The following is a 25,985-nucleotide window of genomic DNA, read 5'->3' as shown; positions in this document are numbered from 1 at the left end:
AAGCCAGCGTGTGTTCGACCGCCGCGGCCGCGCTGATACGCTTCGCCGCGGGGGCCGCCGAAACGATTCCGTCTCTGTTGCCGGCTCGGCTGTCACCCTCTACACGGGCGGTCCCCAGCGGCCGATGCGCCTGAAGGTTTCGCGAGCCCGCTCGGGCCTGCATGGCGGCGGGGTCGGCAGTGACGGGGCGGTCCGGACCAGTTCTCTGGGCAGTTCCTGTGAGGCTCAGTGGGCCGAGTCGCTGCAGGAGTGTCGGGAGCGCGGGGAACAGGAACCGCGGATCCGGCGCAAGGCCCACACAGATCCCGTATTTCGATAGCCGGTGAACCCGTCCATCGCGGCGCTCCGGGAACTGCCCCGTTCCGGGACAGGCCGGACCGACGCGGTTGCGGCTTCATTCACGCTCCCGCGCGATGATGCGTCAGGGCCGGGGATCCGGTTCCGCGTAACTGCGTTCTCTCGGGCCTGACGACCATGCGAGCCCTGCTAACCGGTGGCATCAAGGCGATCCTCGGCATCGCCGCGCTCTCCACCGCCGCCCATTGGACCCTGCGCGTACAGCGCGAGTCTCCGACGCCGATCCCGGTTGCCGCCAGCTTTCCGGACCCGGTCGCAACGGGCTCCATCGAGCCCCGCCATGTCGAGCGTGCGGCCGCGGTCGCGCCGCTCCCCGTGGCGGCGCCGTCTCCGGTGGCGGCCGCGCGCGCCGCATCGGGGCTCGATCAATCGCACTTGGCTGCCCTGATCGCCGGCGCGACGCCGCCGAAGCCGAAGGTCGCCAAGGCGGCGACCAAGACCGCGTCCGCGGAGAAGACCGCTTCCGCTGACAAGACCGCCTCGGCCGAGAGAGCCCCCGCCAGGCGTTGAGCCCTCCTTCGGCGGGATGACGGTGCCGGCTGCATGGTTCCTCTGCGTGGCGGCCGATACCTCGGCGGCACGAGAGGTGGCAGGAATTCGGTCTCTACCGAGATTGGTCAGGCATGAGCACGCAGGTCGCGACCTCCGTCCCCGATGACATCGCCGCGCCGCGCTGCGATCCGGAGGCCGACCTCGCCGGCCGCCGGCGGATCATCGGCATCGCCCTGATGTGCGGGGCCGTCGCGTTCTTCGCGAGCCTCGACGCCTGCGGCAAGACCCTGGCGCGGGCCGGCGTCGACCCCCTGGTCACCACCTTCATGCGCTACGCGGCGAGCGTCGCCATGATCTCGCTGTTCATCAACCCGGTGCGCACGCCGGGCGTCGTGAAGAGCCGGCGCCTGCCGCTGCAGATCGCGCGCTCCCTGCTGCTGTTCGCCTCCACGGCGCTGAACTTCCTGGCCTTGCGCTACCTGCAACTCGCCGAGACGATCTCGATCCAGTTCGCCGCGCCGCTCACGGTGGCGCTGCTGGCCGGGCCGCTGCTCGGCGAGTGGTCGTCGCGGGCGCGGCTGGCGGCGATCGGCGTCGGCTTCCTGGGCGTGCTGGTGATCGTGCGGCCGGGCGTCGGCGGGATGCATCCGGCCGCTCTGCTCTGCGTCGCCAACGTCGTGGTCTACGCCTTCTACGCGATCATCACGCGCAAGCTCGCGGCCTACGATTCGACCGCCACGACCATGTTCTACACCGGGCTCGCGGGCCTCGCGCTGATGGCCCCGCTCCTGCCCTGGATCTGGACGAGCCCGGCGAGCCTGACCCACTGGGCGCTGCTGTTCGGGGTCGCCCTGTTCGGGACGCTGGGCCACTGGCTGCTGGTGATGGCTCATGCCCGGGCCCCGGCCAACGTGCTGGCGCCGTTCATCTACACGCAGCTGCTGTGGTCGGTGACCCTCGGCTTCCTGCTGTTCGGCGACGTCCCGAGCCGCTGGACTGTCGCGGGCGCCATGATCGTGGTCGGCTCGGGCCTCTATCTCCTGGCGCAGGAGACGATCCGCCGGGAGGCGCGGCCGGCCGCCTGAGGCGACCGGCCGGAACCCGTCAGCGGCCGAGGCGCTCCTGGCGCTCGATCCGCTCCTCGCGACGGTTCTCGCGGGCACGCCGGGCCGGGTCCGGATCGGTGCCGAGCACGCCGCCGACCGTGCCGGTGGCCGCGCCCACCGCGCCGCCGACGACACCGCCCACCGGGCCGGCCGCGGCCGAGCCGTCCTCGACACCGCGCTGCGCACCGCGGGCCGTACCCTGGGCCTGCGCGGCACCCGCGAAGGCGATGGGCGCGAGGGCAAGGGTCGCGATCAGAAGCTTCTTCATGGGTCTACTCCCGTGAGTCGATCTGGGTCTGCTCCGCCCCCTGTTCCGGGGCGGAGGGCGTGCCCATCAACGGTTCAGGCGCCGAAAGGTCTCATCCCGGCTCGCATCCGCGTGATCGGCGCTTCCGCTGGCCTCGGGCCGGAGCGGCTGATAGAGAACGCGTCATGCACGCTTCGCGCGCCCTGCGCGGCCTCGACCGCCCGATCCGAATTACCGGCCCGGCCTCCGCCTGAGGGCCCGCTTCGGCGCGGCCGCGCGGAGGTCCGGGATCCTCCTGCCGCCTGACCCGAATCCGCCGGCCTGCCGCCGGCCCGACCGCCGATGCGAGACCCGATGACCGCCCCCGAGACCGCGCCCGCCCGCGACTATTCCAAGACCCTGTTCCTGCCGCAGACCGAGTTCCCGATGCGCGCCGGCCTGCCGGTGCGCGAGCCACTCTTCATCGAGCGCTGGAAGCAGATGGACCTCTACGGGACGCTGCGCGCCCGTGGGCAGAACCGGCCGAAATTCGTGCTCCACGACGGCCCGCCCTACGCCAACGGCAACATCCACATCGGCACGGCGCTCAACAAGATCCTCAAGGACGTGGTGGTCCGCTCGCAGACCGCCCTCGGCTTCGACGCCAACTACGTGCCGGGCTGGGACTGCCACGGCCTGCCGATCGAGTGGAAGATCGAGGAGCAGTACCGCGCCAAGGGCCGCAACAAGGACGACGTGCCGGTGATCGAGTTCCGGCAGGAATGCCGGACCTTCGCGGCCCAGTGGCTCGACGTGCAGCGCGAGGAGTTCAAGCGCCTCGGCGTCACCGGCGACTGGGACCATCCCTACGCCACCATGGCGTATCCGGCGGAAGCCGTGATCGCCGACGAGCTGATGAAGTTCTCGATGAGCGGCCAGCTCTATCGCGGCTCGAAGCCCGTCATGTGGTCGGTGGTCGAGAAGACCGCTTTGGCCGAGGCGGAGGTCGAGTACGAGGAGCACGTCAGCGACACGGTGTTCGTCGCCTTCCCGATCCGGTCGGGTGCCGAGGGGGATCTCGCCCAGGCCCGGGTGGTGATCTGGACGACTACGCCCTGGACGATCCCCGGCAACCGCGCCGTCGCGTTCTCCAAGAAGATCGCCTACGGCCTGTACCGGGTCACGGAGGCGCCGGCCGACAACTGGGCGACCCCCGGCCAGACCTACATGCTCGCCGACAGCCTCGCCGCCACGGTGTTCAAGGCCGCCCGGGTCGAGGCGTTCGAGCGCGTGGCCGACGTGAGCCCGGCGCAGCTCGCCGGCCTCACCCTGGACCATCCCCTCGCGAAGCTCGGTTACGGCTTCGCCGTGCCGATGCTCGACGGTGACCACGTCACGGACGAATCCGGCACGGGCTTCGTCCACACGGCGCCGAGCCACGGCCGCGAGGATTTCGAGCTCTGGATGGCGAGCGGTCGGCTGCTGCGCGAGCGGGGCATCGACACGACCATCCCCTACACGGTCGACGCCGACAGCGTGCTCACGGAGGCCGCCCCGGGCTTCACCGGCACCCGCGTGCTCACCGCCAAGGGCGAGAAGGGCGACGCCAACAAGGCGGTCATCGCCGCGCTGACGGAGGCCGGGGCGCTGATCGCCCGCGGGGTGCTGCGCCACCAGTACCCGCATTCCTGGCGCTCCAAGAAGCCGGTGATCTTCCGCAACACGCCGCAATGGTTCATCGCCATGGACCGGCCGGTGGATTCGCTCGGCAACCGGACGCTCCGCGAGGTCGCGCTCCAGGGCATCGACGACACCCAGTGGGTGCCGACCCAGGGCAAGAACCGCATCACCGGCATGGTCGCCAACCGGCCGGATTGGGTGGTCTCGCGCCAGCGCGCCTGGGGCGTGCCGATCACCGTGTTCGTCCACCGGGAGACCGCCGAGATCCTCAAGGACGAGCGGGTCAACGCCCGCATCCGCGACGCCTTCGCGGCCGAGGGTGCGGATGCGTGGTTCCGGGACGATGCCGCGCAGCGCTTCCTGGCGCCCGACCACGACCCGACCGCCTACGAGAAAGTCACCGACGTCCTCGACGTCTGGTTCGATTCCGGCTCGACCCACGCCTTCGTGCTGGACGATCCGGAGGCCTTCCCGGGTTTGGCCGGCGTCACGCGCGTCCGCGACGGCGGGAAGGACCGGGTCATGTACCTGGAGGGCTCCGACCAGCACCGCGGCTGGTTCCAGTCCTCGCTGCTCGAATCCGCCGGGACCCGCGGCCGGGCACCCTACGACATCGTCCTGACCCACGGCTTCGTGCTCGACGGCAAGGGCCTGAAGATGTCGAAGTCGAAGGGCAACGTCGTCGCGCCGCAGAGTATCATCAAGGATTCGGGCGCCGATATCCTGCGCCTGTGGGTCGCCGCGTCCGACTACACCGACGACCTGCGCATCGGCCCGGAGATCATCAAGACGTTTGCCGAAACCTACCGGAAGCTGCGCAACTCCCTGCGCTGGATGCTGGGCTCCCTGGCGCACCGGGTGCCGGGCGACGACGTGGCGTACAAGGACATGCCGGAGCTGGAGCGGTTGATCCTGCACCGGCTGGCCGAGCTCGACGGCGAGATCCGCGAGGCCTACGCGACCTTCGACACCAAGCGGGTGGTGGCGCTGCTCAACGGCTTCATGACCGGCGATCTGTCGTCGTTCTACTTCGACGTGCGCAAGGACGTCCTGTACTGCGATCCGATCTCGTCGGTGCGTCGCCGAGCGGCGCTGCAGGTGATCGATGAGGCCTTCCGGCGGGTGACGGTCTGGCTCGCCCCGGTGCTCGCCTTCACCGCCGAGGAGGCGTGGCTCGACCGCTACCCGTCCGAGGACGGCTCGGTGCATCTCCAGACCCTGCCGGAGACCCCGTCCGCATGGCTCGACCCTGCCCTCGCGGAGCGCTGGCAAAAGATCCGGCGGGTCCGGCGGGTCGTCACCGGTGCCCTGGAGATCGAGCGCGCGGCCAAGCGCATCGGCGCGAGCCTGGAGGCGGCGCCGCAGGTCTACGTGGCGGATCCGGACCTGCTCGCGGCGCTCGAGGGCTGCGACTTCGCCGATACCTGCATCACCTCGGACATCACCGTGGTGGCGGGCGAGGGCCCGGCCGAGGCCTTCCGGCTCGACGAGGTGCGCGGCGTGGCGGTGGTGCCGAGCCCGGCCGAGGGCCGCAAATGCGCCCGCTCCTGGCGGGTCAGCCCGAGCGTGGGCAGCGATCCGGACTACCCGGAGGTGACGCCCCGCGACGCCCAGGCCCTGCGCGAGTGGGATGCGGCGCATCCGGAGGCGAGCGCGGCGTGAGCGTGTTCCACGCCGGCGGCGGCGCCGCTGTTCCCCCTGCCCGCCCGCGGGGAGAGGGGGCGACCGCCCTGGACCGCGCGCGCCGCCGATGACGCCCTTCCGCGCCGGCCTCCTGGCCCTCGTCCTCACCCTGATCCTCGATCAGGCCACCAAGCTCGGGCTCTACTTCGGCACCGACCTCGTGCTGACGCAGCCCTGGCGGCTGGCGCCCTTCGCCGACTTCGTGGTGGTCTGGAACCGAGGCGTCTCCTACGGTCTGTTCCAGCAGGAGAGCGGCCTCGGCCGCTGGCTCCTCGTGGTCCTGTCGGTGGCCGCCGCAATCGGCCTTGGCATCTGGATGCGCCGGGCCGCCTCGCGGCTCCTCGCCGTCGCCCTCGGGCTGATCGTCGGAGGCGCGCTCGGCAACGCCATCGACCGGGCGGCCTACGGGGCGGTGCTCGACTTCGTCCACCTGCATGCCGGCGGCTGGTCCTGGTACGTGTTCAACGTCGCAGACGCAGCGATCGTGGCGGGCGTGATCGGCCTGATTCTCGACAGCCTGTCACCGGACAGCCGCAAGGAAAGAGCGTCTCCGCCGCAGGGCGACCCGGCGCCGCGCCTGTGATCCCTGCAACACACAGGTACGGCTGCATCCCCCTCCTGGCGCAACGCAGTCAAGGCGCCATACGATCGCCGGAAACCGGCCTCAGGCCGGGACCCGTCGGATCAGGCCGCGCCGCGGTCATCCCAGAGCCGGACGCCCCGTCCGGAACCCGTGAGGCAGCATGACCGGGCATCGCAGGCTTCGTCCCCTCCTCTCCGCCGCGGTGGCCCTGGCTCCGCTCTGCGCAGTCGGGCCCGTGCACGCGCAGGAGCGCGGCGAGTTCATGCGCGACGCGCTGTCGGGCATCGGCCTTCTGGAGAAGCGCCAGGAGCCGATCGACTATCACGAGCGCCCGCCGCTGGTGATGCCGCCCAAGCTCGACGGCAAGGCCCTGCCCCAGCCGCGCGCCCGCTCCACCAGCACCGCGTGGCCGAAGGATCCCGAGATCGCCGAGCGCGAGCGGGCGGCCGCCGAGCGCCGCCGCCCCGTGGGCAATCAGGCCCGGGGCCGCTACGACGACAACAACGCCACGCTCTCGGTGGACGAGATCCGGGGCGGCCGCCGCGCCGGCGCGAGCGTGACCACCGAGGCCGAGCGCAAGCCCGGCGACAACAACCGCGACGACAGCCTGCTCAGCCCCTTCGACCTGCTCAAGGGCAAGAGCGCCAACGCCGAGCCCTCGGACGTCGAGCCGAGCCGCGATGTGCTGACCGATCCGCCGACCGGATATCGGCAATCGCCCAAGAAGCTGGCGCGCCCGCCGTCGAACGATCCGATCAACAACGCCAGCCGCGAGAAGGAAGAGTCCGATCCCGGGGCCTACCTCCGTCAGCGGGCGCAGCAGTAACCGGTACGCCGTGTCGCTGTTGCAACGGCGCCACGGCATGGCAACATGAGATGACCGTCCCGGTGCGGTTCTTGCCCGCCGGCGACCAGGACGGCCCCGATTCGCGCGTGCGTCCCGACATGAGACGCCGGGTCCGGGGCCGGCAGAAGGAAAGCGGAATGCACCTGTTCAGGAAGGCGACGCCCCCCTCTTCCCGCTGCGTCCGGGCTCGCCCATCGGCGCCAGCGCCGGCCGGGGCGATGCCGCGCCGTTCGGGCGGTCCGAGGCGGGTGGCCCGGAAGTCACGGCCTTCACCCTCGACAACGGCCTCGACGTGGTGGTCGTGCCCGACCACCGGGCTCCCGTCGCCACGCATATGATCTGGTACCGCAACGGCTCGGCCGATGATCCGCTCGGTCAGTCGGGCATCGCCCATTTCCTCGAGCACCTGATGTTCAAGGGGACCGAGACGCACCCGGTGGGCGCCTTCTCGAAGGCGGTGTCGGGCCTCGGCGGCCAGGAGAACGCCTTCACCAGCTACGACTACACCGCCTATTTCCAGCGGGTCGCCCGCGACCATCTCGGCACCATGATGGCGTTCGAGGCCGATCGCATGAGCGGCCTCGTCCTCGACGACGCCGTGGTGGCGCCGGAGCGCGACGTGGTGCTGGAGGAGCGCCGCATGCGGGTCGAGACCGACCCGTCGGCCCAGCTCTCCGAGGCGATGGCGGCCTCGCTGTTCGTGCACCATCCCTACGGGATCCCGATCATCGGCTGGATGCACGAGATCGAGGGCCTGAACCGCGAGCACGCGCTGGCCTATTACAAGCGCTTCTACACGCCGGAGAACGCCATCCTGGTGGTCGCCGGCGACGTCACGCCGGACGAGGTCCGGCGGCTTGCCGAGAACACCTATGGTCGCGTCACCCCCCAGGGCGCCCGGCCCGAGCGCCTCCGGGCGCGGGAGCCGGAGCCGAAAGCCCTGCGCCGCGTCGCCGTCGCCGACCCGAAGGTCGAGCAGCCGACGCTGCAGCGGCTCTACCTGACCCCCTCCTGCATCACCGCCCGCGACGGCGGCTGCCACGACCTGGAGCTGCTCGCCGAGGTTCTGGGCGGCGGCTCCACCTCCTACCTCTACCGGAAGCTGGTCATGGAGACCGGCCTCGCGGTGAATGCCGGCGCCTGGTACATGGGCTCGGCGATCGACGACACGCGCTTCTCCGTCTACGCGGTTCCCGCCGAGGGCGTGCCGCTGGAGAAGCTGGAAGAGGCCGTCGACAAGGTGCTGCGCCGCGCCCCCGCGGAGGCCCTGGATGCCGAGGCGATCGAGCGCGCCAAGACCCGCCTCGTCGCCGAGACCGTCTACTCGTCCGACAGCCAGTCGTCGCTCGCCCGCATCTACGGCTCGGCGCTGGCGATCGGCGAGACCATCGAGGAGGTCCGCCGCTGGCCGACCGACATCGAGGCGGTGACGCAGGATCGCCTCAAGAGCGCCGCCGAGCACTGGCTGACGCCGGCCCGCTCGGTCACCGGCTACCTGACGAAGGCGCAGGATTCCGACGCCCCGGTTGCGATGGCCGCCGAGTAGCCCCGGCCGCGTCCCGGCGGGCCTGTTCCGGGCCCGCTTCGGGACGTGCCGAACGGGAGCCTTGGCCTGCTCCGCCGTCGCCCGAGAGAGAAGACACGAGGTTTCCATGAGCTTGACCGAGACTCTGGTCGAGACCGCCGCCCCCGCCGCCAGCTCGCCGACCACGGCGCTGCCGGTAACGACCGCCGCCGGCATCGAGGCGTGGCACGTCGAATCCCCCGTCGTGCCGATGATCGCCCTGGCCTTCACCTTCGAGGGCGGCGCCGCCCAGGACCCGGCCGGCAAGTCCGGCTGTGCCCAGATGCTGGCGCGGCTCCTTGATGAAGGCGCGGGCGACCTCACCTCCGATCTGTTCCAGGAGCGGCTCGCCGCCCGGGCCATCGAGCTGTCGTTCCATGCCGGGCCGGACGCGGTCGGCGGCTCGCTGAAGATGCTGGTCAAGCATGCCGACGAGGCGATCGGGCTCCTCGCCCTCGCCCTGGCCAAGCCCCGCCTCGACCCCGACGCGATCGAGCGCGTTCGCGGCCAGATTATCGCCGGCCTGCGCTACCAGCAGAACGATCCGGGGGTGCTGGCCTCCCGCCGCTTCTTCAAGGAGGCGTTCGCCGGCCACCCCTATGCCCGCCCCTCCTCCGGGACCGTGGAGAGCGTCGCGGCGATCACCCGGGACGACCTCCTGGCCATGCATGCCCGGATCATCGGGCGCGGCCGGGTGAAGGTCGCGGCGGTCGGCGCCATCGGCGCCGAGCAGCTTGCAGAGGGCCTGAACCGGGCCTTCGGATCCTTGCCTGAGGCGGGCGCGCTCAAGGCGGTGCCGCGCACGGAGGTGCACGATCTCGGCCAGCGCGTGGTCGCCGATCTCGACGTCCCGCAATCGGTGATCCGGTTCGGCATGGCCGGCGTGCCCTGGCGCGACCCGGACTTCATCCCGGCCTACGTGCTGAACCACATCCTGGGCGGCGGCGCCTTCACGTCCCGCCTGTTCCAGGAGGTGCGGGAGAAGCGCGGGCTCGCCTACTCGGTGGGAACCTCGCTGGTCAGCCACCGGTCGGCCGCGATGACCTGGGGCTATACCGCCACCAAGAACGAGCGCGTCGGCGAGGCCCTGTCGGTGATCGGCGACGAGATCGGCCGGCTGATCGCCGACGGGCCGGACGACGACGAGTTGCAGAAGGCCAAGGATTATCTGACCGGCTCCTACGCGCTCGGCTTCGACACCTCGACCAAGATCGCCCACCAGCTGGTGCAGATCGCCTTCGAGGAGCTGGGCATGGACTATATCGCCCGGCGCAACGCCATGGTCTCGGCCGTGACCCAGGCGGATATCCGCCGCGCCGCCGCCCGCACCTTCGCGGACGGCAAGATGCTGGTGGTCGCCGCCGGTCGTCCGGTCGGGCTCTGAGGGGCAGGCTCGGAACGCGGGTCCACCGCGTCCGGGTGTCGATCGCCCGGTCACAACCCGCCGTCATTCCGGGGCGCCGCAGGCGAGCCCGGAATCGAGAGTTGCCGACGGCGCCCTGTTGGGTGGGCATTCGGTGCGGTTCTGGATTTCGGGCCCTGCTGCGCCGTCCCGGAATGACGGGTTCATCAACGAGAGACGCGGCCTCCCCGGGTTGACCTGCCTTCGTGGCCCTCTTCGGAGGCGCGCGACGCCAGGATCGTCGGCGTTGCGCTGTCCTGGGTCCCTGCGCTGCGCTTGTGATGAGGCGACGGTGAGCTCCGAACCGACGTCTTCGCAACCCTGACGCGGGTCCCCACCTGAGGCCCAACGGCGCCAACCCCCGGACCGACATGCAGCTCACCGGCATCCACCACCTCACCGCGGTGACCGCCCGCGCGGCGGAGAACGTCGCCTTCTACACCGGCACGCTCGGCCTGCGCCTCGTGAAGAAGACGGTGAACCAGGACGACGTCTCGGCCTACCACCTGTTCTACGCGGACGGGCTGGCGAGCCCGGGCACCGACATCACCTTCTTCGACTGGCCGGCGCCCCGGGAGCGGCGCGGCTCGAACAGCATCACCCGCACGCATCTGCGCGTGCCCGGCGCGGGCGCGGTGGCGTGGTGGCACGCGCGCCTGCGCGAGGCCGGGATCGCCGAGGCCGAGCCCGCCCTGCGCGATGGGCGCCTCACCCTGGATTTCGAGGATCCGGAGGGCCAGCGCCTCGCCCTCGCCGATGACGGAGACAGCGGCCCGGAGCATCCCTGGGACGGATCCCCGGTCCCGGCCGCCTACCAGATCCGCGGCCTCGGCCCGATCCGGCTCTCGGTGCCGGACCCGGCCCGCACCGCGGCGGTGCTGACCCAGGTCCTCGGCATGCGCCGCGATCGTGCCTTCGAGACGAGCGACGGCCCGGTGGAGGTCTACGCCATGGGCCCCGGCGGCCCGGCCGCGGAGGTTCAGCTCCTGGCCGACCGCTCCGCGCCGGCCGGTCAGGGGGCGGGCGCGGTCCACCACGTGGCCTTCCGCATCCCGGATGCGGATTATGGCGCCTGGGCAGACCGGCTGAGGGCCGCCCGGGTGCCCACGAGCGGCCCGGTGGACCGCTACTACTTCCGCAGCCTCTACTTCCGCGAGCCCAACGGCATCCTGTTCGAGATCGCCACCGACGGGCCCGGCTTCACCGCCGACGAACCTCTGGAGACCTTGGGCGCACGCCTCGCCCTGCCGCCCTTCCTGGAGCCCCGTCGCGCCGAGATCGAGGCCGGGCTGAAGCCGCTCCGACCCGGCGAACCCGACTGAACGCACCGCACGAGACCGCAACTCGACAGCAACCCTCCCATGTCGGCAGCGATGCTGCTGACATCCCGCGAAGGCGCTAAATATTCGAACGATTCCAGACCGTTCACTTCTTTCGCGAGTGTGATCCCGGCACGCCTTGACGGGTGTGCTGCAACTGCGAAAGAAGCAGCGCGCGTGTGTTTGTCATCCGGATCCGGGCGAGTGCCCTCGCCGAGGATCCACCCCCGCCCGAGGGGGCGGCGGGGATCCGCCGAACCATGGGCCCCGAATCGCCGGGGCCGTGAGCCGAGCATCAGAGGATTCGAGGACTGATCCGTCGATGAGCAAGTTCTACGAGGAGCGCGTCCTGTCGGTCCATCACTGGACCGACAATCTGTTCTCGTTCCGCACGACCCGCGACCCGGCGTTCCGGTTCCGCAACGGCGAGTTCACCATGATCGGCCTCGAGGTCGAGGGCCGGCCGCTGCTGCGCGCCTACTCGGTGGTCTCGGCCAATTACGAGGAGGAGCTGGAGTTCTTCTCGATCAAGGTTCAGGACGGCCCGCTGACCTCGAAGCTCCAGCACCTCAAGGTCGGCGATCCGATCATCGTCGGCAAGAAGCCCACCGGCACCCTGGTCCTCGACAACCTGCTGCCGGGCAAGCACCTCTACCTGCTGGGCACCGGCACGGGCCTCGCGCCGTTCCTGTCGATCATCAAGGATCCGGAGACCTACGACCGGTTCGAGAAGGTCGTGCTGGTCCATGGCTGCCGTCAGGTGCAGGAGCTGGCCTATGGCGAGACCATCACCGAGACGCTGCCCAAGCACGAATTCCTGGGCGAGATGATCTCGAGCCAGCTGATCTACTACCCGACCGTCACCCGCGAGCCGTTCCGCAACCGCGGCCGGATCACCGACCTGATGGTCTCGGGCAAGCTGTTCGAGGATATCGGCCTGCCGCCGATGTCGATCGAGAACGACCGCTTCATGCTCTGCGGCAGCCCCGACATGATCCGCGACACCCGTGAGCTCCTGACCTCGCGCGGCTACGAGGAGGGCAATCACGGCGAGGCCGCCCACTACGTGATCGAGAAAGCCTTCGTCGAGAAGTAGTTTCTGGGGCTTGGTGTGAGCCCGGTGCGGTCTGCCGCGCCGGGCTTTGTCGTGTCGTCTTCTGTCTGCAAATCAACAGCTTGAGCCGTGACGCCGCCGTTCTTGCGAGCGGCGCGAAGCAATCCAGGCGGCGCTCAGGCTCCGGACGGCCTGTCGCCTTGGGTGACTGCGCTTCGCGCGTGATGACGGCGAAAGCGACGGCCTTACTGCGGCGCCGGCATCCCGTCCGCGAAGGGACCGCCGCCGGCGCTGAACAGCTTGCGCAGGAAGCCCGGGGCGATGGCCGAGAGCGGGTTCACGCTCACGTCCGGAGAGCCGAGCTTGCCGGAGACGCGGAAATTCACCGCGAACAGGCCCTCATTGTGGCCGCCGCCGAGGAGGGGCCCGAGCAGCGGCAGCTGCGACGCCACGTTGTTCAGCCCGTAGAGCGGCACGAAGGTGCCATCCATGAGGGTGCGCTCCTGCCCGGTATCGAGCCAGCCGGACAGGGTGAAGCCCATGGCGGCGTTCGAGATCGCCGCATCGCTGAAGGCGACCCGCGTCCCGGTGCGAACGAAATTGGCGCGCATCCGGTCGAAGCTGACATCGCCGGCCCCGCGGCCCGGAGCGACCCGGCGGCTGCGGGCCGTCTCCGTGTCGGCCGGCTCCGGCCCCTGCGCCATGATGCTCGACAGCGCCGGTTCGTTGCGCAGGATGAAGTCGCGGATCTGCACCACGCCGGCTTGCGGACCGTCGTTGAGGCCGATCCCGGCATTGAGCCGACCGCCATGCATGCGCCGGTATACGTCGGCGAAGCGCAGGGTCGCGCCGGCATCGGCGGAGTCCACGGCGAGCGTCGGCGCACCGCGGTCGCCCCGCGTGACCGAAGCCGCGAAGGGTGCCGATCGGAAGCGTCCGGTGATGTTGGCGCCGCGCAGGGTCTTTCCGTGCAGCGACAGGCGCAGGTTGGCGTTGGTCAGTGCCTCATCGTTGAAGCCGGTGACGATCGGCACCTGGATATCGGCCTCGATGTCCTTCGGGTTGGTCTCCTTGGCCTCCTTGCCGCCCTTGGCGTCCGGCGCACCGAGGGACTTCAGGAACGGCCGCGCATCGACCACGGCGCCCCGGACCACCACCTTGTAGCCGCTGCCGGTCCGGTCGAGGCTCACCCGCAGATCGTCACCCGGCGAGAGCTTGACGCTCGTCAGATCCGCCCGCTCCAGGCCGCCTTCCGGCGTGATCGACACGCTGCCCCGCGCCGTCGCCGGCCCGGCGTCGAAGGCGAAGTCGCGCAGGTCCAGGGTCTGGCCGCTGTCCACGAGCGTGAAGGTCAGCCGGCCCGGCTTGCCGGCGGATTTCGTCAGTCCCGGCATCAGCCCTTCGATCCCCGCCTTGGCGAGATCTGCCTCGACCCGGATCGGCGGCTTGGCCGTTCCCGGCCGCCCGATCGGCACCACGGCGCGGACCGGGATTGTGCCGGTGAGCTGCGGGGCGGTCGGCAGGCCCTTCCGGCCGCGCACCGCGTCGTCGAGGGCGAGGTTGACCACCGCCTCGCCCGGCTGCCCGACCTTGGGCTGGCGCAGGTCGACCGAGACGGGCGCGCCCGCGACCCGGCCGTCGCCCTTCAGCGCGAAGGCGCCGCGGTCGTACGACAGGGAGAACTTGCCCGCCTCCAGCCGGTCCTTGCCCATCACCTTGTCGACCGAGAGGTCGCCCAGCGTGCCGGTCAGCGTCACCGGCAGGTCCGGCAGGTCGGGGATGTGCTTGAGGTCGAGGGGGAAATCGACGCGCAGGTCGGCGCTGCCCTTGATCGTGGCGGGGTCGAGGTCGACGCTCATCACGCTCTTGAACAGCTTCGCCTGGAGGACGGACGCCATCCCGTCGGCGCCCCCGGAGAGCCTCATGCCGATCTGCGCCACCACCCGATCGGGGGTGATCTGCGGGATCACGAAGCTGCCATCCGTGATCGCGAGCCCGCGTCCGTCCGGCCCGTGCACCTCGGCGGTCACGTTCCGCACGGTGGTCGAGCGTCCCGTGATGACGCCGACGACGTTGCCCTTGGTCACCGGCGGCGAATCGGCGGTGACGTCGATCGCCGCGTTCGACACGTGGAAATCGATATGGACCGCGTCGTCGGGGGCCGGATCGCCCCGGGTCGCGGCGGCCAGCACGGTGCCCGACATCTTCACCCGGATATCGACGGAATCGACCCGGCCGCGCCGCAGCTGGTCCACCAGATAGGTCCGGGCCGGCGGCGCGATGTGCTCCGGCCAGAGGCGCAGACCGGTCCGGACTTCGCCGTCATGGCCGACGATGTGGAGCGTGAGGCCGCCATCGTCGGCGGTGGTCCCGATGGTCCCGGTGATCGTCCCGGTCACGCCCGGCGCGGACAGGTTCAGCGCGTCGATGGCGATTCCGCCGTCCCGCCCCGAGAGCTGCGCGTCCATCGCGTCGATCTTCACCGGCGCGTCCTGCGGTGTCGCTCCGCGCAAGGTGGCGTCGCGGCTCGCCAGGGTCGCGGTCCAGGCCGGGTTAGTGCCGGGCGGGCTGCCCTTCCAGGTCCCCGTCAGGTGCACGGCATTGCCGGCCCCGTGATAGTCCAGCCCGGTGAGCGACATGACCCGGCCGGCCTCGTCCCAGTCCACCACGGCGTCGAGACTCTCGACGGTGACCGGATTGAAGTCCTTCTCCTCGATCAGGAACGTGCCGTCGCCGGTGTGGAGCTTGGCGCTCATCGTCTTGATGCGGCCGGCCGCGAGACTGACATCGGCGCGGGCCGAGACCTTCAGGTCCGTGGTCAGCGGCAGGCCGGACTGGCCCGAGAGCAGCAGGAGGTCGGTGACCGGCAGGTCGTCGAGGGTGATGACGCCCGAGCGCTCCTGACTCGCGCCGCCGTCGCGCAAGGAGCCGCCGAAGCGCCACTCCCCGTGCGGCCCGTCGAGCCGTAACTCGAAGTTGCGTGTCCCGTTGACGGGATCGCGTCCGAACAGGCCGTTGACCCGCGCGAAGACCGCGCGCTCGTGACCGTCCTCGTCGATCAGCCGCAGGCGCGCATCCGTGACGCGGGCGCGGTCGAGGGCGCCGACGACGCCGCTCGAATCGAGGACGACGCCGAAGATCGACGCGATGGCGGCCGAGAGCGGCGAGACGCTGCCGCGCACCCCGTCCACGCTCGGCGGCGTGACCGGCTCGATGTCGACGGGATGGTTGGCCTCCGAGGCCGCGAACGCGATGGAGCCGTCCCGGTGCACCAGCGCGGTGGTCTGCGTCTCACGGAACTCGATCGAGCGCGGCTGCAGGTTGAGCCGCAGGAGGCTCCAGAGGTCGAGGCTGACCAGCGCCAGCGGCGCCCGCACCACCAGGGCGCCCTGCGGATTGCGGATGTCGAGGCCGGAGAAACGCAGGCTGAGGGCGTTCTCGCGGTCGAGCTCGAGGCTGCTGCCGCGGATCCCGATGCTCCAGCCGGGTCCGATCCGCTCGGCGACCGCGGCGGCGACGCGGCGCGACAGGCCGTCGATCTGCAGCGGCCCGTTCGACAGGCGCACGGCCACGAGGCCGATCCCGGCACCGAGGAGCAGCACCAGGGCGAGGGCGCTGACGAGGCAGAAGCCCCCGACGCGTCGTGCCCTCCCCCGAGGTCTGCATGCCGGCGTTGTCTCGTCCGCCATCGGGACCCTTGTTCCGGGGGCTCTGCACGCGAAGCCGTCAGGCGCCGCGGCCGGTGGATCGAAGCGCGCTCACGCTTTACAGCCGTCGCGACTCAAGTTTTGTCTCGGACGTGCCGGGTGCAACCGCGTGATGCCCGGCACGCAATCGATTGCACAACATCAATCGGCCGAAAGGAAGGCACGATGTCCTTGTCCGAGGGTGACTTCGCCCCCGATTTCGACCTGCCCGCCTCTGCAGGAGGCCGAGTCGCACTGTCCGCGCTCAAAGGTCACAAAGTCGTGCTCTACTTCTACCCGAAGGACGACACGAGCGGCTGCACCCTGGAGGCGCAGGATTTCAACGGTCTCCTGCCGGCCTTCGCGGAGGCCGGCGCGCGGATCGTCGGCGTCTCGCCCGACCCGGTGAAGAGTCACGACAAGTTCTGCGGCAAGTACGGGCTGACGTTCCCGCTCGCCTCCGACGAGGACAAGGGCGTGCTCCAGGCCTACGGTGTCTGGGTCGAGAAGAGCATGTACGGCCGCAAGTACATGGGCGTGGAGCGCACCACCGTGCTGGTCGACCGCGAGGGGCGCATCGCGAAGCTGTGGCCGAAGGTGAAGGTGCCGGGTCATGCCGAGGCGGTGCTGGAGGCCGCCCGGGCGCTTCCCTGAGGGCCGTGGAGGGGTCCGGATCGAGGGGCTCGACGGATCCTTAACCTTACTGAGGATTGAATGACGGCTCCTGCGGGGCCGTCCGGATGCACGCTGCGAAGATCCTCATACCGCTCGCACAGCGCCGGGCTGCACCCTGGCTCGCCGCCGGCCTGACCCTCGCCCTGCTCTGGGCCCTCGGCGCCTCCTACGTGATCGTGTTCCACGACGACGTGCTCGCCGGGTTCGTGGCCCGGCAGGGCGCGATGCGGGACGCCTACGAGGCCCGTATCGCGGAACTTCAGGACCTGATCGACCGCGACCGGCGCGACCGGGCCGGCTCCGAATCCGGCCGGCGGACCGGGTCTCGGCGGCGCTGGAGCGCCAGGCGGAGCTTGAGCGGCGCACGGCGGCCCTCGCCGGTCTCGACCGGCAGAGCCCGGCCGATCCGGCGATCACCGGCACGCTGCCGTCGCGCTCGGATGAGGGTGGGAGCGCGCCCGATGACGGGCTCCTGCTGCGGCCGTCCGAGGAGGCCGTGCCGTCGCGACCTGCCCGTCGCTCCCTGCCCCGCCGGAGCGCACGCGATGCCGAGACCGGACTGGTCCGCTTGGAGGCGCGTCTCGAAGGTGTGCAGGCGGCTCAGGGTGAGCGCCTCGCCCGCCTGGCCGTCCGGATCGGCGACGAAGTCCGGCGTCTGCGCGGCACGATCGGTCGTACCGGGCTCGACCTCGGGCGTTTCGACGCTCCGACGCCGGCCGCCGGCATCGGCGGCCCGCTGGTTCCGCTCGACGCCCAGGCGCTGGACGGCGCCGGGTTCGAGGCCGGCCTCGCTCTGGCCCGACGGGCGCTCGGCGACGGCGAGCGCCTGCGCCGGCTCGCCGCCGCGCTGCCCCTGGCCCGGCCGATCCGGGGCGAGGCGCCGGTGTCGAGCCCGTTCGGCACGCGTCTCGATCCGTTCACGCGCGGACTTGCCCTGCATACCGGCCTCGACCTGAAGGCGGAGTACGGCGAGCCCGCCCGCGCCACCGCCGCGGGCCGGGTGACCACCGCGGAGGCCGCGGGAGGGTACGGCAACATGGTCGAGATCGACCACGGTCACGGCCTGGCCACCCGGTTCGGCCATCTCGCCCGCATCGCCGTGCGCCCGGGCCAGCGTGTCGCGGCCGGCGACGTGATCGGCTTCGTCGGCTCGACCGGGCGGTCCACGGGGTCGCATCTGCATTACGAGACCCGCGTCGACGGCGAACCGGTCGACCCGCAGCGCTTCCTGGAGGCTGGCGCCACGCTGGCGACGGCGCAGCTCGGGGCCGATTGAGCCCGTCGCCGCAATCCTTGCCCCGTGCTAACCTTCGAGTCGCGATCGGAGGCCGCCATGGCATTGGCCGTGAAGCGCGACGCGCGCATGAGCGTCGCCGAGTATAGGCGCTGGCTGGAGCCGCGCCCGGATGGGGAGCGGTGGGAGCTGCTCGACGGCGAGCCGGTGCTCATGGCGCCGCCGCGGGAGCGGCATCAGCGGATCGTCATGAATTTGGCGGGCCGCCTCGATTCCCTGGCAGAGCCGCGGGGCTGCCGGGCCATGCCGGGCCTCGCGATCCTCAGCGCGGCGATGGATGATTTCGCCCCGGTTCCCGACGTGGTGGTCCGGTGCGGGGCGCCCCTGCCGGACGGCTATGCGGAGGATCCGCTCCTCGTCGCCGAGGTGCTCTCGCCCTCGACCATGAGCCTGGACCGCGGCCGCAAGATCGATTTCTACCAGACCGTGCCGAGCCTCGCGGCGCTGCTGATCGTCTATTCCGACGAGGCCCGGGTCGAGGTCTGGCGGCGCGCGGAGACGGACTGGACCGTGGCGGCGCTGGGGCTCGATGACGCCGTGATGCTCCCGGAGCTTGATGGCGCCGTGCCGGTGCGCGACATCTATCGCGGTCTCACCTTCTGAGCCGCATCCGATCTCAACGGCCGGCTCGACCGGCCCGGCAGAGCATCAAGGCAACGACTTGCCCCATTTCGAAGATTTCTACGCCGCCAAGCTGCGCGGCTCCCTCGGCGTGACGGACGCGGACTCGGTGCTCGACCTGCGCGGCGCCAACCGGGCGACCGCGGAGGCGTCCCTCAAGGACATGCTGGAGCGCAGCCGCTTCGCCAAGGGCAAGACCGTGGCGATCCGCCTGGACCCGCCGCCCGAGGGCGGCGGCGAGACCCTGTTCCAGCCGGCCGGGCGCCTGCTCCTCGACGCCAAGCGCCGTGGGCTGATCGAGCGCCTGCAGACCCTGCCGGCCCAGGACGGTCTCGGGTTCTACGTGGCGCTGTCCGGCCGGACCGAGCGGACGCCGCTGTAGCGGGACGGGATCGTGGCGCCGGCAACGGATCGGGTCCGAGCCGCCGGGCGTTGATCGGTCCCGCATGTCCGGATCCCGCCGATGCCGACCCTCGCTTCTCTCCCCGTCCGGGGTCGCCGATGACGCCGCTTCCCGGTGGCCGCAACACGATCGAGCGCATCGCCCGGCTCGGCTACGGTGCGCGCGGGGCCGTCTACGTCGTGGTGGGCGCCCTGGCGCTGCTCGCGGCCGTCGGGCAGGGCGGCCGGGCCGGTGACAGCAAGGATGCGTTGCGCGCCGTGCTGGCCGGACCGTTCGGCGCGGTGGTGGTCGGGCTGATCGCGCTGGGGCTCTTGGGCTTCGCGATCTGGCGCCTGGTCGAGGCCGTCACCGATGCGGACCGGCGCGGCACCTCGGCCAAGGGCTTGGCCGTCCGCGGGGCGCACCTGATCAGTGCCGGGCTCTATCTGGCACTCGCCGCCAGTGCGGCCTCGCTCAGCCTCGGCCTCGGGATGAGCGGCGGCGACGGCATGCACGATTGGACCGCTTGGCTCCTGGCTAAGCCCTTCGGCCGCTGGCTCGTGGCCCTCGGCGGCCTCGCGGTGGTCGGCGGCGGCTTCGGCTTCCTGGGCAAGGCGTGGCGGGGGGATGTCACCGACCGGCTCGCCCTCGACGCCCGGGCGCGCGAGCGCTGGGCCGGACCGATCGGCCGGTTCGGTTACGCGGCGCGGGGCACGGCCTTCCTGATCATCGGCGGCTTCCTCGTGGCGGCGGCCTGGCATCAGCGCTCCTCGGACGCCAAGGGGTTGGCCGAGGCCTTCGCGCTGCTGCGCGCTCAACCCTACGGCTGGGTCCTGCTCGGGCTCGTCGCGGCCGGCCACGCGGCGTTCGGAGCCTTCGGGGTGATCCAGGCGCGCTACCGGCACATCGACGCCCCGGACATCGACAGGGTGGACGATGCGGCGGGCGCCGCGGTCCGTGCGCTGACCTGAGGCCCGCCGCGGCGCAGCGCCGGGCCGGCTTCCCGCCGCGTTGACAGGGCCGGTGCCGCGGCGGATACCCCGCGGCATCCCGATCCGGCACCCGATGCAGCAGCGCTTCTACAAGACCGCGGTGATGGTGGCCCACGACCTCGCGGCGACCGCTGCGGCCGTGGTGCTCACCTTCCTGTTCCGCTTCCAGGGCGGCATGCTCGCCGAGCGCCTGCACGCCCTGCCCCTCCTGCTGCCGCCGTTCCTGGTCTTCGCGGGCCTCGTCTACGGCCGCTTCCGGCTCTACCGGACCAAGTGGCGCTTCGCGTCCCTGCAGGATCTCGCCGGCATCGTGCGCGCGGCCAGCGTGCTGGCCCTGGCGCTGCTGGTGACCGACTGGGTGCTGGTCTCGTCCGACCTCTACGGGTTCTACTTCTTCGGCAAGATCGCGATCCTGCTCTACTGGGTGTTGCAGATCTTCTTCCTGGGCGGCGCGCGGCTCGCGTTCCGCTACCTCAAGGACACGCGATCCCGGCAGTCGAGCGCCCGGGCCGCCACGGTCCCGACGCTTCTGCTCGGACGCGGGGCCGATATCGACGTGCTGATCCGGGCGATCGAGGCCGGTTCGGTGAAGAAGCTGGCGCCGCGGGGCATCCTCTCGCCCCGGGCGGACGAGCGCGGTCAGTTCATGCGCGGCGTGCCGGTCCTCGGCGGCTTCCCGGATCTCGAGCAGGTGGTGGCCGATCTCGCCGCCCGCGGTGAGCCGGTGCGGCGACTGGTGGCCGCCCCGAGCGCCCTCGCCCCGGAGGCTGCGCCCGACGACCTCCTCGTCCGGGCCCGCCGTCTCGGCCTGCCGCTCGCCCGCGTGGCCGGCCTCGGCGAAGGCGCGCAGGGGCCGCAGCTGGCGCCGCTGGAGATCGAGGATCTGCTGCTGCGGCCGACCGTGGCCATCGACCGGACGCGTCTCGAGGCGTTCCTGACCGGCCGCCGCGTGGTGGTCACGGGCGGCGGCGGCTCGATCGGCTCCGAGATCTGCCTGCGGGCTGTGGCCTTCGGGGCCGCCGCGGTGCTGATTCTCGACTCGTCCGAGCCGGCACTCCACGGGATCCTCAGCCACCCCGCGATCCTGGCCGCGGAGGCCGAGGTGACGGGCGTCCTCGCCGACATCCGCGACCGGGAGCGGACGCATCAAGTGATCGCGGATTTCCGGCCGGATTACGTGCTCCACGCCGCCGCGCTCAAGCAGGTCCCCTACCTGGAGCGGGACTGGCAGGAGGGGATCAAGACCAACGTGTTCGGCTCGATCAACGTCGCCGAGGCCGCGGTCGCGGCGGGCGCCCGGGCCCTGGTGATGATCTCCACCGACAAGGCGATCGAGCCGGTCTCGCAGCTCGGCGTCACCAAGCGCTTCGCCGAGATGGTCGCCCAGGCCCTCGACGCCGAGCAATCCGTCCGTCCGGAACACCGCACCCGGCTGATCGCCGTGCGATTCGGCAACGTCCTCGGCTCCGCCGGCTCGGTGGTGCCGGTGTTCAAGGCGCAGATCGCCCGCGGTGGCCCGGTCACCGTCACCCATCCGGATATGGTCCGCTACTTCATGACCGTGCGCGAGGCCTGCGACCTCGTTCTCACGGCCGCCTCCCACGCCGACGGCGAGGCGCGCGCCGCTGCGGATTCGGCGCGCGCCGCGGTCTACGTGCTCAAGATGGGCCAGCCCGTGCGGATCGCGGATCTTGCCGAGCGCATGATCCGGCTTGCCGGATTCGAGCCCGGCGTGGAGATCGAGATCGCCTATACCGGGGCGCGGCCGGGTGAGCGGCTCAACGAGATCCTGTTCGCCCGCGAGGAGCCGCGCGTCACGCTGCCGGGGATCGACGGGGTGATGGCGGCGCGGCCGGTCTTCGCCGACAAGGCGCGCCTCGATACCTGGGTCGCGCAGCTGCGCGGAGCCGTGGCGGCGGGCGACCGGGCGGGCGCGGACTCCGTCTTCGAGGCGGCGGTGCCGCATTTCCGCGAGCGCAAGGCCCAGCGGGCCGGGCCAATCCCGGCGACCGGCGATGGGATAACCGAGGAGGCGCCGCTTGCCGGTGCGACTCCGGCCATCGGCTGACGCATCCGGCTTTCGGAAACGGAGCGGCCTGTCAGATCCTTCCCGCGGGGATCACCTCGGTCTCACCGTCTTTGCGAGCGGAGCGAAGCAATCCAGGGCCGCGCCAGAATGACCAGGGCCGCGCCGCCCAGGGTTGCTCCGCTTCGCTCGTGATCACACGGAGCGGGTCCGCCACCCGAGGGCTTCAGCCGGAAACCGTGCCGTCCCGCCCGGAGCGTTCAACCGCCCGCCCGCGCGAGCCGCGCCAGCCCGTCCCGGGTCGCGCAGGCCGGATGCCAGCCGAGCGCCACGAGGCCGTCGGCGCGGGCCACCAACCCTTCGGCGATGCGGGCAAACTGCGCCTCCCGCCCCGTCATCCGGCAGGCCAGCTTGAGGAGGCCGGCCGGGACCGGGACGAGCCCCGCGCCGCGGCCGAGGCCCGCGCGGAGCGCCGCGATCATCTCGGGCAGGCTGAGCGGATCCGGGTCGGCCGCGACGAGGGCCCGGTTCAGCGGCTGCGGCGCCCGCAGAACCGTCTCCACGGCCCCCGACAGGCTGTCCAGGGAGATCAGCGAGCGCCGCGCCGCGAGGCCGCCCAGCGGCAAGGGGTAGGGGCTGCGTGCCAGCCCCAGGAGCGCGGCCATGTTGCCCTTCACGCCCGCGCCGTAGACGAGGACTGGGCGCAGGGCGACCCAGTCGAGCCCGGTCTCGGCGAGCGCCCGCTCGGCCTCGAGCTTGGAGCGGCCATAGGCGTCGGTGGGTTCCGCGGGATCGCCCTCCCCGACCACGCCCGGCGCGCTCGCCCCGACCTGGGCGCGGATCGAGGACAGGAAGACGAAGCGGCGCACCTTGGCGCGGGCCGCCGCCTCGGCGAGCTTGCGCGTCGCCTCGGTGTTGAGCGTGCGGTAATCGTCCTCGGGGGCACCCGACATGGCGTGGGCGAGCCCGGCCGAGTGCACCACCGCGTCGACGCCGCTGAGTGCCGCCGCCATGTTGATCGGGCGCGTCAGGTCACCGACCATCGCGCTCGCCGCTCCCTCGGGCAGGGCCGTCGGCCGGCGCAGCAGGACCCGGACGCGGTAGCCGCGGGCCGTGAGATCGGCGAGGAGATGGCGGCCGATGAACCCGGTTGCCCCGGTGAGCGCGATGAGTCCGGTCAAGGCTGCACGGCACTTTCGGCTGGGGCCGGCGCCGGGGCGCGGGCGAAGCGGCGGAGCAGGATCGCGACCAGGACGAGCCCGGCCGCGAGCGCCGCGAGGGTGACCGGCCAGGACGGCCAAAGCAAGGTCGCGGCGGCCAGCGCCGCCAGGGCGAGGTTCACGACGAAGACGCGCGCCACGATGCCCGGAACGCGCAGGCCATTCACGGTGGCCCGCTGATAATAGTGCCCGCGATGCGCCTCCCAGACCCGCTCGCCCCGGCCGGCCCGGGCGATCAGCGTCAGGCTGGCATCGGCCAGGTAGGTGAGCGGCAGCAGCAACGCGGCCGCGAGGCCGCCCGCCACGGCCAGCTGCCAGAGCAGCCAGGCGGTGACGAGCCCGATCGGCAGCGACCCGACATCGCCGAGGAAGAGCCGCGCGACCGGCCGGTTGAACGGCGCGAAGCCGAGCACGGCCCCCAGCAGGCTGGCCGCCACCAGGGCGGGCAGCGGCGGCAGGGGCCCAGCGAGCCCGAGCAGCAGAAGAGTCGCGGTGACCGGGACGAACTCGGCCACCGTCATCCAATCGAGCCCGTCCATGAAGTTCGTCAGATTCACGAACCACAGGCCGGCGAGAAGCGTGAGGCCGCGCTCGAGCCAGAGGGGAGCTTCAGGCAGGAGCCGCCCGTCCAGGTGCCAGACCAGCAGGCCGACCGTCGCCGCCTGCACGGCGAGCCGGAACGCGGCCGGCAGCGGGCGGATGTCGTCGACCGCACCCAGGACCGCCAGCGCGAGCGCGCAGCCGGCGAGCCAGATCCAGTCCGGCCGGCCGCCGATCTCGGGGGCCGCGATGAACAGGCCCGAGATCGTGACTAAAGCCGTGACGACCGCGATCCCGCCGCCCTGCGGGGTCGGCACCGTATGGCTGGACCGGGCATTCGGCCGCGCCAGGGCGTAGCGCTGCAGAAGCGGGAACAGCCGCAGGATCAGCCCGGCCGAGAGGGCGGCGGCCAGCGGGACGGCGAGAAGCAGGAGCGTGGGCAGCGCGGACGGCATGGGGCCGTCCTACGCCATCCCGGGCGTGACCGTGAGGGCGGCTCACGCCGCCCGCACCGTGGCGAGGAAGCGTCCGACCTCGGCGGTGAGGTGCTCGGACTGGCGCGACATCTCGGAGGCCGCGCCGAGCACCTGGGCGGCGGCCGCACCGGTCTCCTCGGCGGCCTGGGCGAGGCTCGCGATGGTGCCGGTGACCGCGCCGGTCCCGGCCGCCGCCTCGGCGACGTTGCGGACGATTTCCTGCGTGGCCGCGCCCTGCTGCTCCACCGCGGCGGCGATCGAGGCCGCCACACCGTCGATCTCGCGGATGCGCCGCCCGATCCCGTCGATCGAGGTGGCGGCCTGCCCGGTGGAGGCCTGGATCCGGGTGATCTGACCGGTGATCTCCTCGGTGGCCCGCGCCGTCTGGCCAGCCAGCTCCTTGACCTCGGTGGCGACGACCGCGAAGCCGCGTCCGGCCTCGCCCGCGCGGGCCGCCTCGATGGTGGCGTTGAGGGCCAGGAGGTTGGTCTGGGCCGCGATGGTCGAGATCAGGCCGACCACGTCGCCCACCTTCGCGGCGGCGGCGCTCAGGTCCTGCACCAGCGCCACCGTGTCGGCGGCCTCGGCGACGGCGATCCGCGCCAGCTCCGCCGAGCCGCTGACCTGCCGGCCGATCTCCTGGACCGATGAGCCCAGCTCCTCGGCCGCCGCCGCCACGGTGTTGACGTTGGCGGCAGCCTCGTTGGCCGCCGCCGCGACCGTGCCCGACTGGCCGGCCGAATCCGCCGCGCTGCCGGTCAGGGACCGGGCGGTCGCCTCCAGCTCGGTGGCGGCCGCCGAGACGCCGCCGACGATGCCGCCGACCGCCTGCTCGAACGCGTCGGCCATGGCCCGGGTCGCGGCCCGGCGTTGGGTCTCGGCATCCGCGCGGGCGAGCGCGGTCTCGGCCTCGAGGGCGCGGCTCCGGATCAGGGTGTCGCGGAACACCACCACCGAACCGGCCAGCGCGCCGATCTCGTCCCGGCGGCTCTGGCCCGGGATCTCGGCCTCGGTGTCGCCGGCCGCGAGGCGCTGCGTCGCCGCGGAGATCGCCCGCAGCGGCCGGCTGACGCCGCGCAGCACCATCGCCAGAGCGCCCAGGGCGACGATCAACGCGAGGCCGGCGAGCGCCAGCATGTTGCGGTTGGCGGCCGCGTAGGTCTCCTCGATCCGCGTGCCGCTCGCCTTCGAGCCGGCGGCGTTCAGGTCGACCAGCCGGTCCCATTCCGAGAGCACGGCGTTGATGCCGGCCGACATCGCCGTGTTGTAGATCCGCAGGCCGCCGGCGACGTCGCCGGACGTGGCCTTGTCGACGGCTTGATTCTGCAGGGCCGTGTAGGCGTCGAGGTTCCGGCGCAGGGTCGCGTAGGTGTCGCGCTCGGCCTGCGTGAGCGGCTCGGCCTCGTAGCGGGTGAACTGCGCGGCGAGCTGGTCGCCGCGCTTGGCGATCATGCTCGCAACCTCGGTGCGCAGCTCCGGCGTGTCGGCGGTGATCAGGCGCCCGCCGTTGACCCGCTGGCGCATGATGAGGACGCCGATCCGCCCGAGCGCGTCCGTGGTGGGAACGCGCACGTCGCGCAGCTCCGCCGCGGTGGCGTTGACGCTGCGCAGCTCGGACAGCGAGAGGCCGCTCGTGGCGGCGATCAGGAGAAACAGCGCGGCGAGGCAGAGCCCGAGCTTGGCCGCGATCGAGATACCAGTGCGCATGTCACTTCGCCCTCGGTCCCGAAGGAGGACCGAAGGTGTTATGACCCGGGAAC

General features: G+C 71.8%; 19 protein-coding genes and 1 pseudogene. 15 read left to right on the top strand and 5 right to left on the bottom strand.

Features of this window, described 5'->3' with window-relative positions; genetic code table 11:
• Positions 1-474: 474 nt before the first annotated feature.
• Together M6G65_RS06065 and M6G65_RS06060 are read left to right on the top strand one after the other, a co-directional pair.
• Positions 475-867 carry a hypothetical protein gene (locus tag M6G65_RS06065; protein ID WP_238197156.1) on the top strand — a complete coding sequence of 131 codons (393 nt, stop codon included), beginning with the start codon at positions 475-477 and terminating at the stop codon, positions 865-867.
• Between the two features lie 113 nt (positions 868-980).
• Positions 981-1,934 carry a DMT family transporter gene (locus M6G65_RS06060; protein ID WP_238197157.1) on the top strand — a complete coding sequence of 318 codons (954 nt, stop codon included), beginning with the start codon at positions 981-983 and terminating at the stop codon, positions 1,932-1,934.
• Between the two features lie 19 nt (positions 1,935-1,953).
• On the opposite strand, the gene M6G65_RS06055 is transcribed toward M6G65_RS06060, so the two are convergent.
• The gene (locus M6G65_RS06055; RefSeq protein WP_238197158.1) at positions 1,954-2,223 is read right to left on the bottom strand and encodes a hypothetical protein; all 270 of its coding nucleotides are present in this window, start codon (positions 2,221-2,223) and stop codon (positions 1,954-1,956) included.
• Between the two features lie 333 nt (positions 2,224-2,556).
• Here M6G65_RS06055 and ileS point away from each other — a divergent pair, with 333 nt between their 5' ends.
• The 7 genes from ileS to M6G65_RS06020 all read left to right on the top strand — a co-directional run bounded on the left by ileS (position 2,557) and on the right by M6G65_RS06020 (position 12,355).
• Entirely contained in the window at positions 2,557-5,523 is a 2,967-nt protein-coding gene (ileS, locus tag M6G65_RS06050) for an isoleucine--tRNA ligase (protein WP_238197159.1), read from the top strand.
• Between the two features lie 88 nt (positions 5,524-5,611).
• Complete coding sequence (lspA, locus tag M6G65_RS06045; RefSeq protein WP_238197160.1) at positions 5,612-6,127, top strand: signal peptidase II; 516 nt, start codon at positions 5,612-5,614, stop codon at positions 6,125-6,127.
• A 160-nt stretch (positions 6,128-6,287) separates the two neighbouring features.
• Complete coding sequence (locus M6G65_RS06040; protein WP_250103698.1) at positions 6,288-6,953, top strand: hypothetical protein; 666 nt, start codon at positions 6,288-6,290, stop codon at positions 6,951-6,953.
• Positions 6,954-7,266: 313 nt separating this feature from the next.
• Complete coding sequence (locus tag M6G65_RS06035; RefSeq protein WP_379011124.1) at positions 7,267-8,520, top strand: M16 family metallopeptidase; 1,254 nt, start codon at positions 7,267-7,269, stop codon at positions 8,518-8,520.
• Positions 8,521-8,626: 106 nt separating this feature from the next.
• Positions 8,627-9,922 carry a M16 family metallopeptidase gene (locus M6G65_RS06030; protein ID WP_250103697.1) on the top strand — a complete coding sequence of 432 codons (1,296 nt, stop codon included), beginning with the start codon at positions 8,627-8,629 and terminating at the stop codon, positions 9,920-9,922.
• 389 nt (positions 9,923-10,311) lie between these two features.
• Positions 10,312-11,262, top strand: coding sequence for a ring-cleaving dioxygenase (locus tag M6G65_RS06025; RefSeq protein WP_250103696.1), 951 nt, complete (start codon positions 10,312-10,314; stop codon positions 11,260-11,262).
• Between the two features lie 319 nt (positions 11,263-11,581).
• Complete coding sequence (locus M6G65_RS06020; RefSeq protein ID WP_192710056.1) at positions 11,582-12,355, top strand: ferredoxin--NADP reductase; 774 nt, start codon at positions 11,582-11,584, stop codon at positions 12,353-12,355.
• A gap of 203 nt (positions 12,356-12,558) precedes the next feature.
• Here the strand turns inward: M6G65_RS06020 and M6G65_RS06015 are convergent, their stop codons facing one another.
• A complete protein-coding gene (locus M6G65_RS06015) occupies positions 12,559-16,002 on the bottom strand; it encodes a DUF3971 domain-containing protein (RefSeq protein WP_250103695.1) in 3,444 nt (1,147 codons plus the stop codon).
• Positions 16,003-16,185: 183 nt separating this feature from the next.
• Here M6G65_RS06015 and M6G65_RS06010 point away from each other — a divergent pair, with 183 nt between their 5' ends.
• From M6G65_RS06010 to M6G65_RS05985, 6 genes and pseudogenes are all read left to right on the top strand, one after another.
• Positions 16,186-16,653 (top strand): peroxiredoxin, encoded by a 468-nt coding sequence (locus M6G65_RS06010; protein ID WP_238197166.1) that lies wholly within the window; start codon positions 16,186-16,188, stop codon positions 16,651-16,653.
• A gap of 86 nt (positions 16,654-16,739) precedes the next feature.
• A pseudogene (locus M6G65_RS33895) lies at positions 16,740-17,950 on the top strand (M23 family metallopeptidase).
• Positions 17,951-18,007: 57 nt separating this feature from the next.
• Positions 18,008-18,571 (top strand): Uma2 family endonuclease, encoded by a 564-nt coding sequence (locus tag M6G65_RS06000; protein ID WP_238197168.1) that lies wholly within the window; start codon positions 18,008-18,010, stop codon positions 18,569-18,571.
• A 58-nt stretch (positions 18,572-18,629) separates the two neighbouring features.
• A complete protein-coding gene (locus tag M6G65_RS05995) occupies positions 18,630-18,971 on the top strand; it encodes a hypothetical protein (protein ID WP_192710051.1) in 342 nt (113 codons plus the stop codon).
• Positions 18,972-19,090: 119 nt separating this feature from the next.
• Positions 19,091-19,942 carry a DUF1206 domain-containing protein gene (locus M6G65_RS05990; RefSeq protein WP_250103694.1) on the top strand — a complete coding sequence of 284 codons (852 nt, stop codon included), beginning with the start codon at positions 19,091-19,093 and terminating at the stop codon, positions 19,940-19,942.
• 94 nt (positions 19,943-20,036) lie between these two features.
• Positions 20,037-22,031 (top strand): SDR family NAD(P)-dependent oxidoreductase, encoded by a 1,995-nt coding sequence (locus M6G65_RS05985; RefSeq protein WP_238197170.1) that lies wholly within the window; start codon positions 20,037-20,039, stop codon positions 22,029-22,031.
• 218 nt (positions 22,032-22,249) lie between these two features.
• Here the strand turns inward: M6G65_RS05985 and M6G65_RS05980 are convergent, their stop codons facing one another.
• The 3 genes from M6G65_RS05980 to M6G65_RS05970 are packed head-to-tail and all read right to left on the bottom strand — an operon-like array spanning position 22,250 to position 25,932.
• The gene (locus M6G65_RS05980) at positions 22,250-23,170 is read right to left on the bottom strand and encodes an NAD-dependent epimerase/dehydratase family protein (protein ID WP_238197171.1); all 921 of its coding nucleotides are present in this window, start codon (positions 23,168-23,170) and stop codon (positions 22,250-22,252) included.
• On the bottom strand, positions 23,167-24,204 hold the full coding sequence (locus M6G65_RS05975) for an MraY family glycosyltransferase (protein WP_238197172.1): 1,038 nt from the start codon (positions 24,202-24,204) through the stop codon (positions 23,167-23,169). The genes M6G65_RS05980 and M6G65_RS05975 overlap by 4 nt, the downstream gene beginning before the upstream one ends.
• Before the next feature lie 42 nt (positions 24,205-24,246).
• Positions 24,247-25,932: a methyl-accepting chemotaxis protein gene (locus tag M6G65_RS05970; protein ID WP_238197173.1), complete on the bottom strand. Its 1,686-nt coding sequence runs from the start codon at positions 25,930-25,932 to the stop codon at positions 24,247-24,249.
• Positions 25,933-25,985 lie beyond the last annotated feature (53 nt).

It is taken from the genome of Methylobacterium tardum (assembly GCF_023546765.1).
GTDB lineage: Bacteria > Pseudomonadota > Alphaproteobacteria > Rhizobiales > Beijerinckiaceae > Methylobacterium > Methylobacterium tardum.
Note: the sequence above shows the minus strand (reverse complement) of the source record. Positions and strands in the feature narration are given on the sequence as shown.

What these genes read in the sequence shown, in the direction of transcription:
- M6G65_RS06065 (WP_238197156.1), top strand. Translation starts at nt 475, where the DNA reads ATGCGAGCCCTGCTAACCGGTGGCATCAAGGCGATCCTCGGCATCGCC.
- M6G65_RS06060 (WP_238197157.1), top strand. Translation starts at nt 981, where the DNA reads ATGAGCACGCAGGTCGCGACCTCCGTCCCCGATGACATCGCCGCGCCG.
- M6G65_RS06055 (WP_238197158.1), bottom strand. Translation starts at nt 2,223, where the DNA reads ATGAAGAAGCTTCTGATCGCGACCCTTGCCCTCGCGCCCATCGCCTTC.
- ileS (WP_238197159.1), top strand. Translation starts at nt 2,557, where the DNA reads ATGACCGCCCCCGAGACCGCGCCCGCCCGCGACTATTCCAAGACCCTG.
- lspA (WP_238197160.1), top strand. Translation starts at nt 5,612, where the DNA reads ATGACGCCCTTCCGCGCCGGCCTCCTGGCCCTCGTCCTCACCCTGATC.
- M6G65_RS06040 (WP_250103698.1), top strand. Translation starts at nt 6,288, where the DNA reads ATGACCGGGCATCGCAGGCTTCGTCCCCTCCTCTCCGCCGCGGTGGCC.
- M6G65_RS06030 (WP_250103697.1), top strand. Translation starts at nt 8,627, where the DNA reads ATGAGCTTGACCGAGACTCTGGTCGAGACCGCCGCCCCCGCCGCCAGC.
- M6G65_RS06025 (WP_250103696.1), top strand. Translation starts at nt 10,312, where the DNA reads ATGCAGCTCACCGGCATCCACCACCTCACCGCGGTGACCGCCCGCGCG.
- M6G65_RS06020 (WP_192710056.1), top strand. Translation starts at nt 11,582, where the DNA reads ATGAGCAAGTTCTACGAGGAGCGCGTCCTGTCGGTCCATCACTGGACC.
- M6G65_RS06015 (WP_250103695.1), bottom strand. Translation starts at nt 16,002, where the DNA reads ATGGCGGACGAGACAACGCCGGCATGCAGACCTCGGGGGAGGGCACGA.
- M6G65_RS06010 (WP_238197166.1), top strand. Translation starts at nt 16,186, where the DNA reads ATGTCCTTGTCCGAGGGTGACTTCGCCCCCGATTTCGACCTGCCCGCC.
- M6G65_RS06000 (WP_238197168.1), top strand. Translation starts at nt 18,008, where the DNA reads ATGGCATTGGCCGTGAAGCGCGACGCGCGCATGAGCGTCGCCGAGTAT.
- M6G65_RS05990 (WP_250103694.1), top strand. Translation starts at nt 19,091, where the DNA reads ATGACGCCGCTTCCCGGTGGCCGCAACACGATCGAGCGCATCGCCCGG.
- M6G65_RS05985 (WP_238197170.1), top strand. Translation starts at nt 20,037, where the DNA reads ATGCAGCAGCGCTTCTACAAGACCGCGGTGATGGTGGCCCACGACCTC.
- M6G65_RS05975 (WP_238197172.1), bottom strand. Translation starts at nt 24,204, where the DNA reads ATGCCGTCCGCGCTGCCCACGCTCCTGCTTCTCGCCGTCCCGCTGGCC.
- M6G65_RS05970 (WP_238197173.1), bottom strand. Translation starts at nt 25,932, where the DNA reads ATGCGCACTGGTATCTCGATCGCGGCCAAGCTCGGGCTCTGCCTCGCC.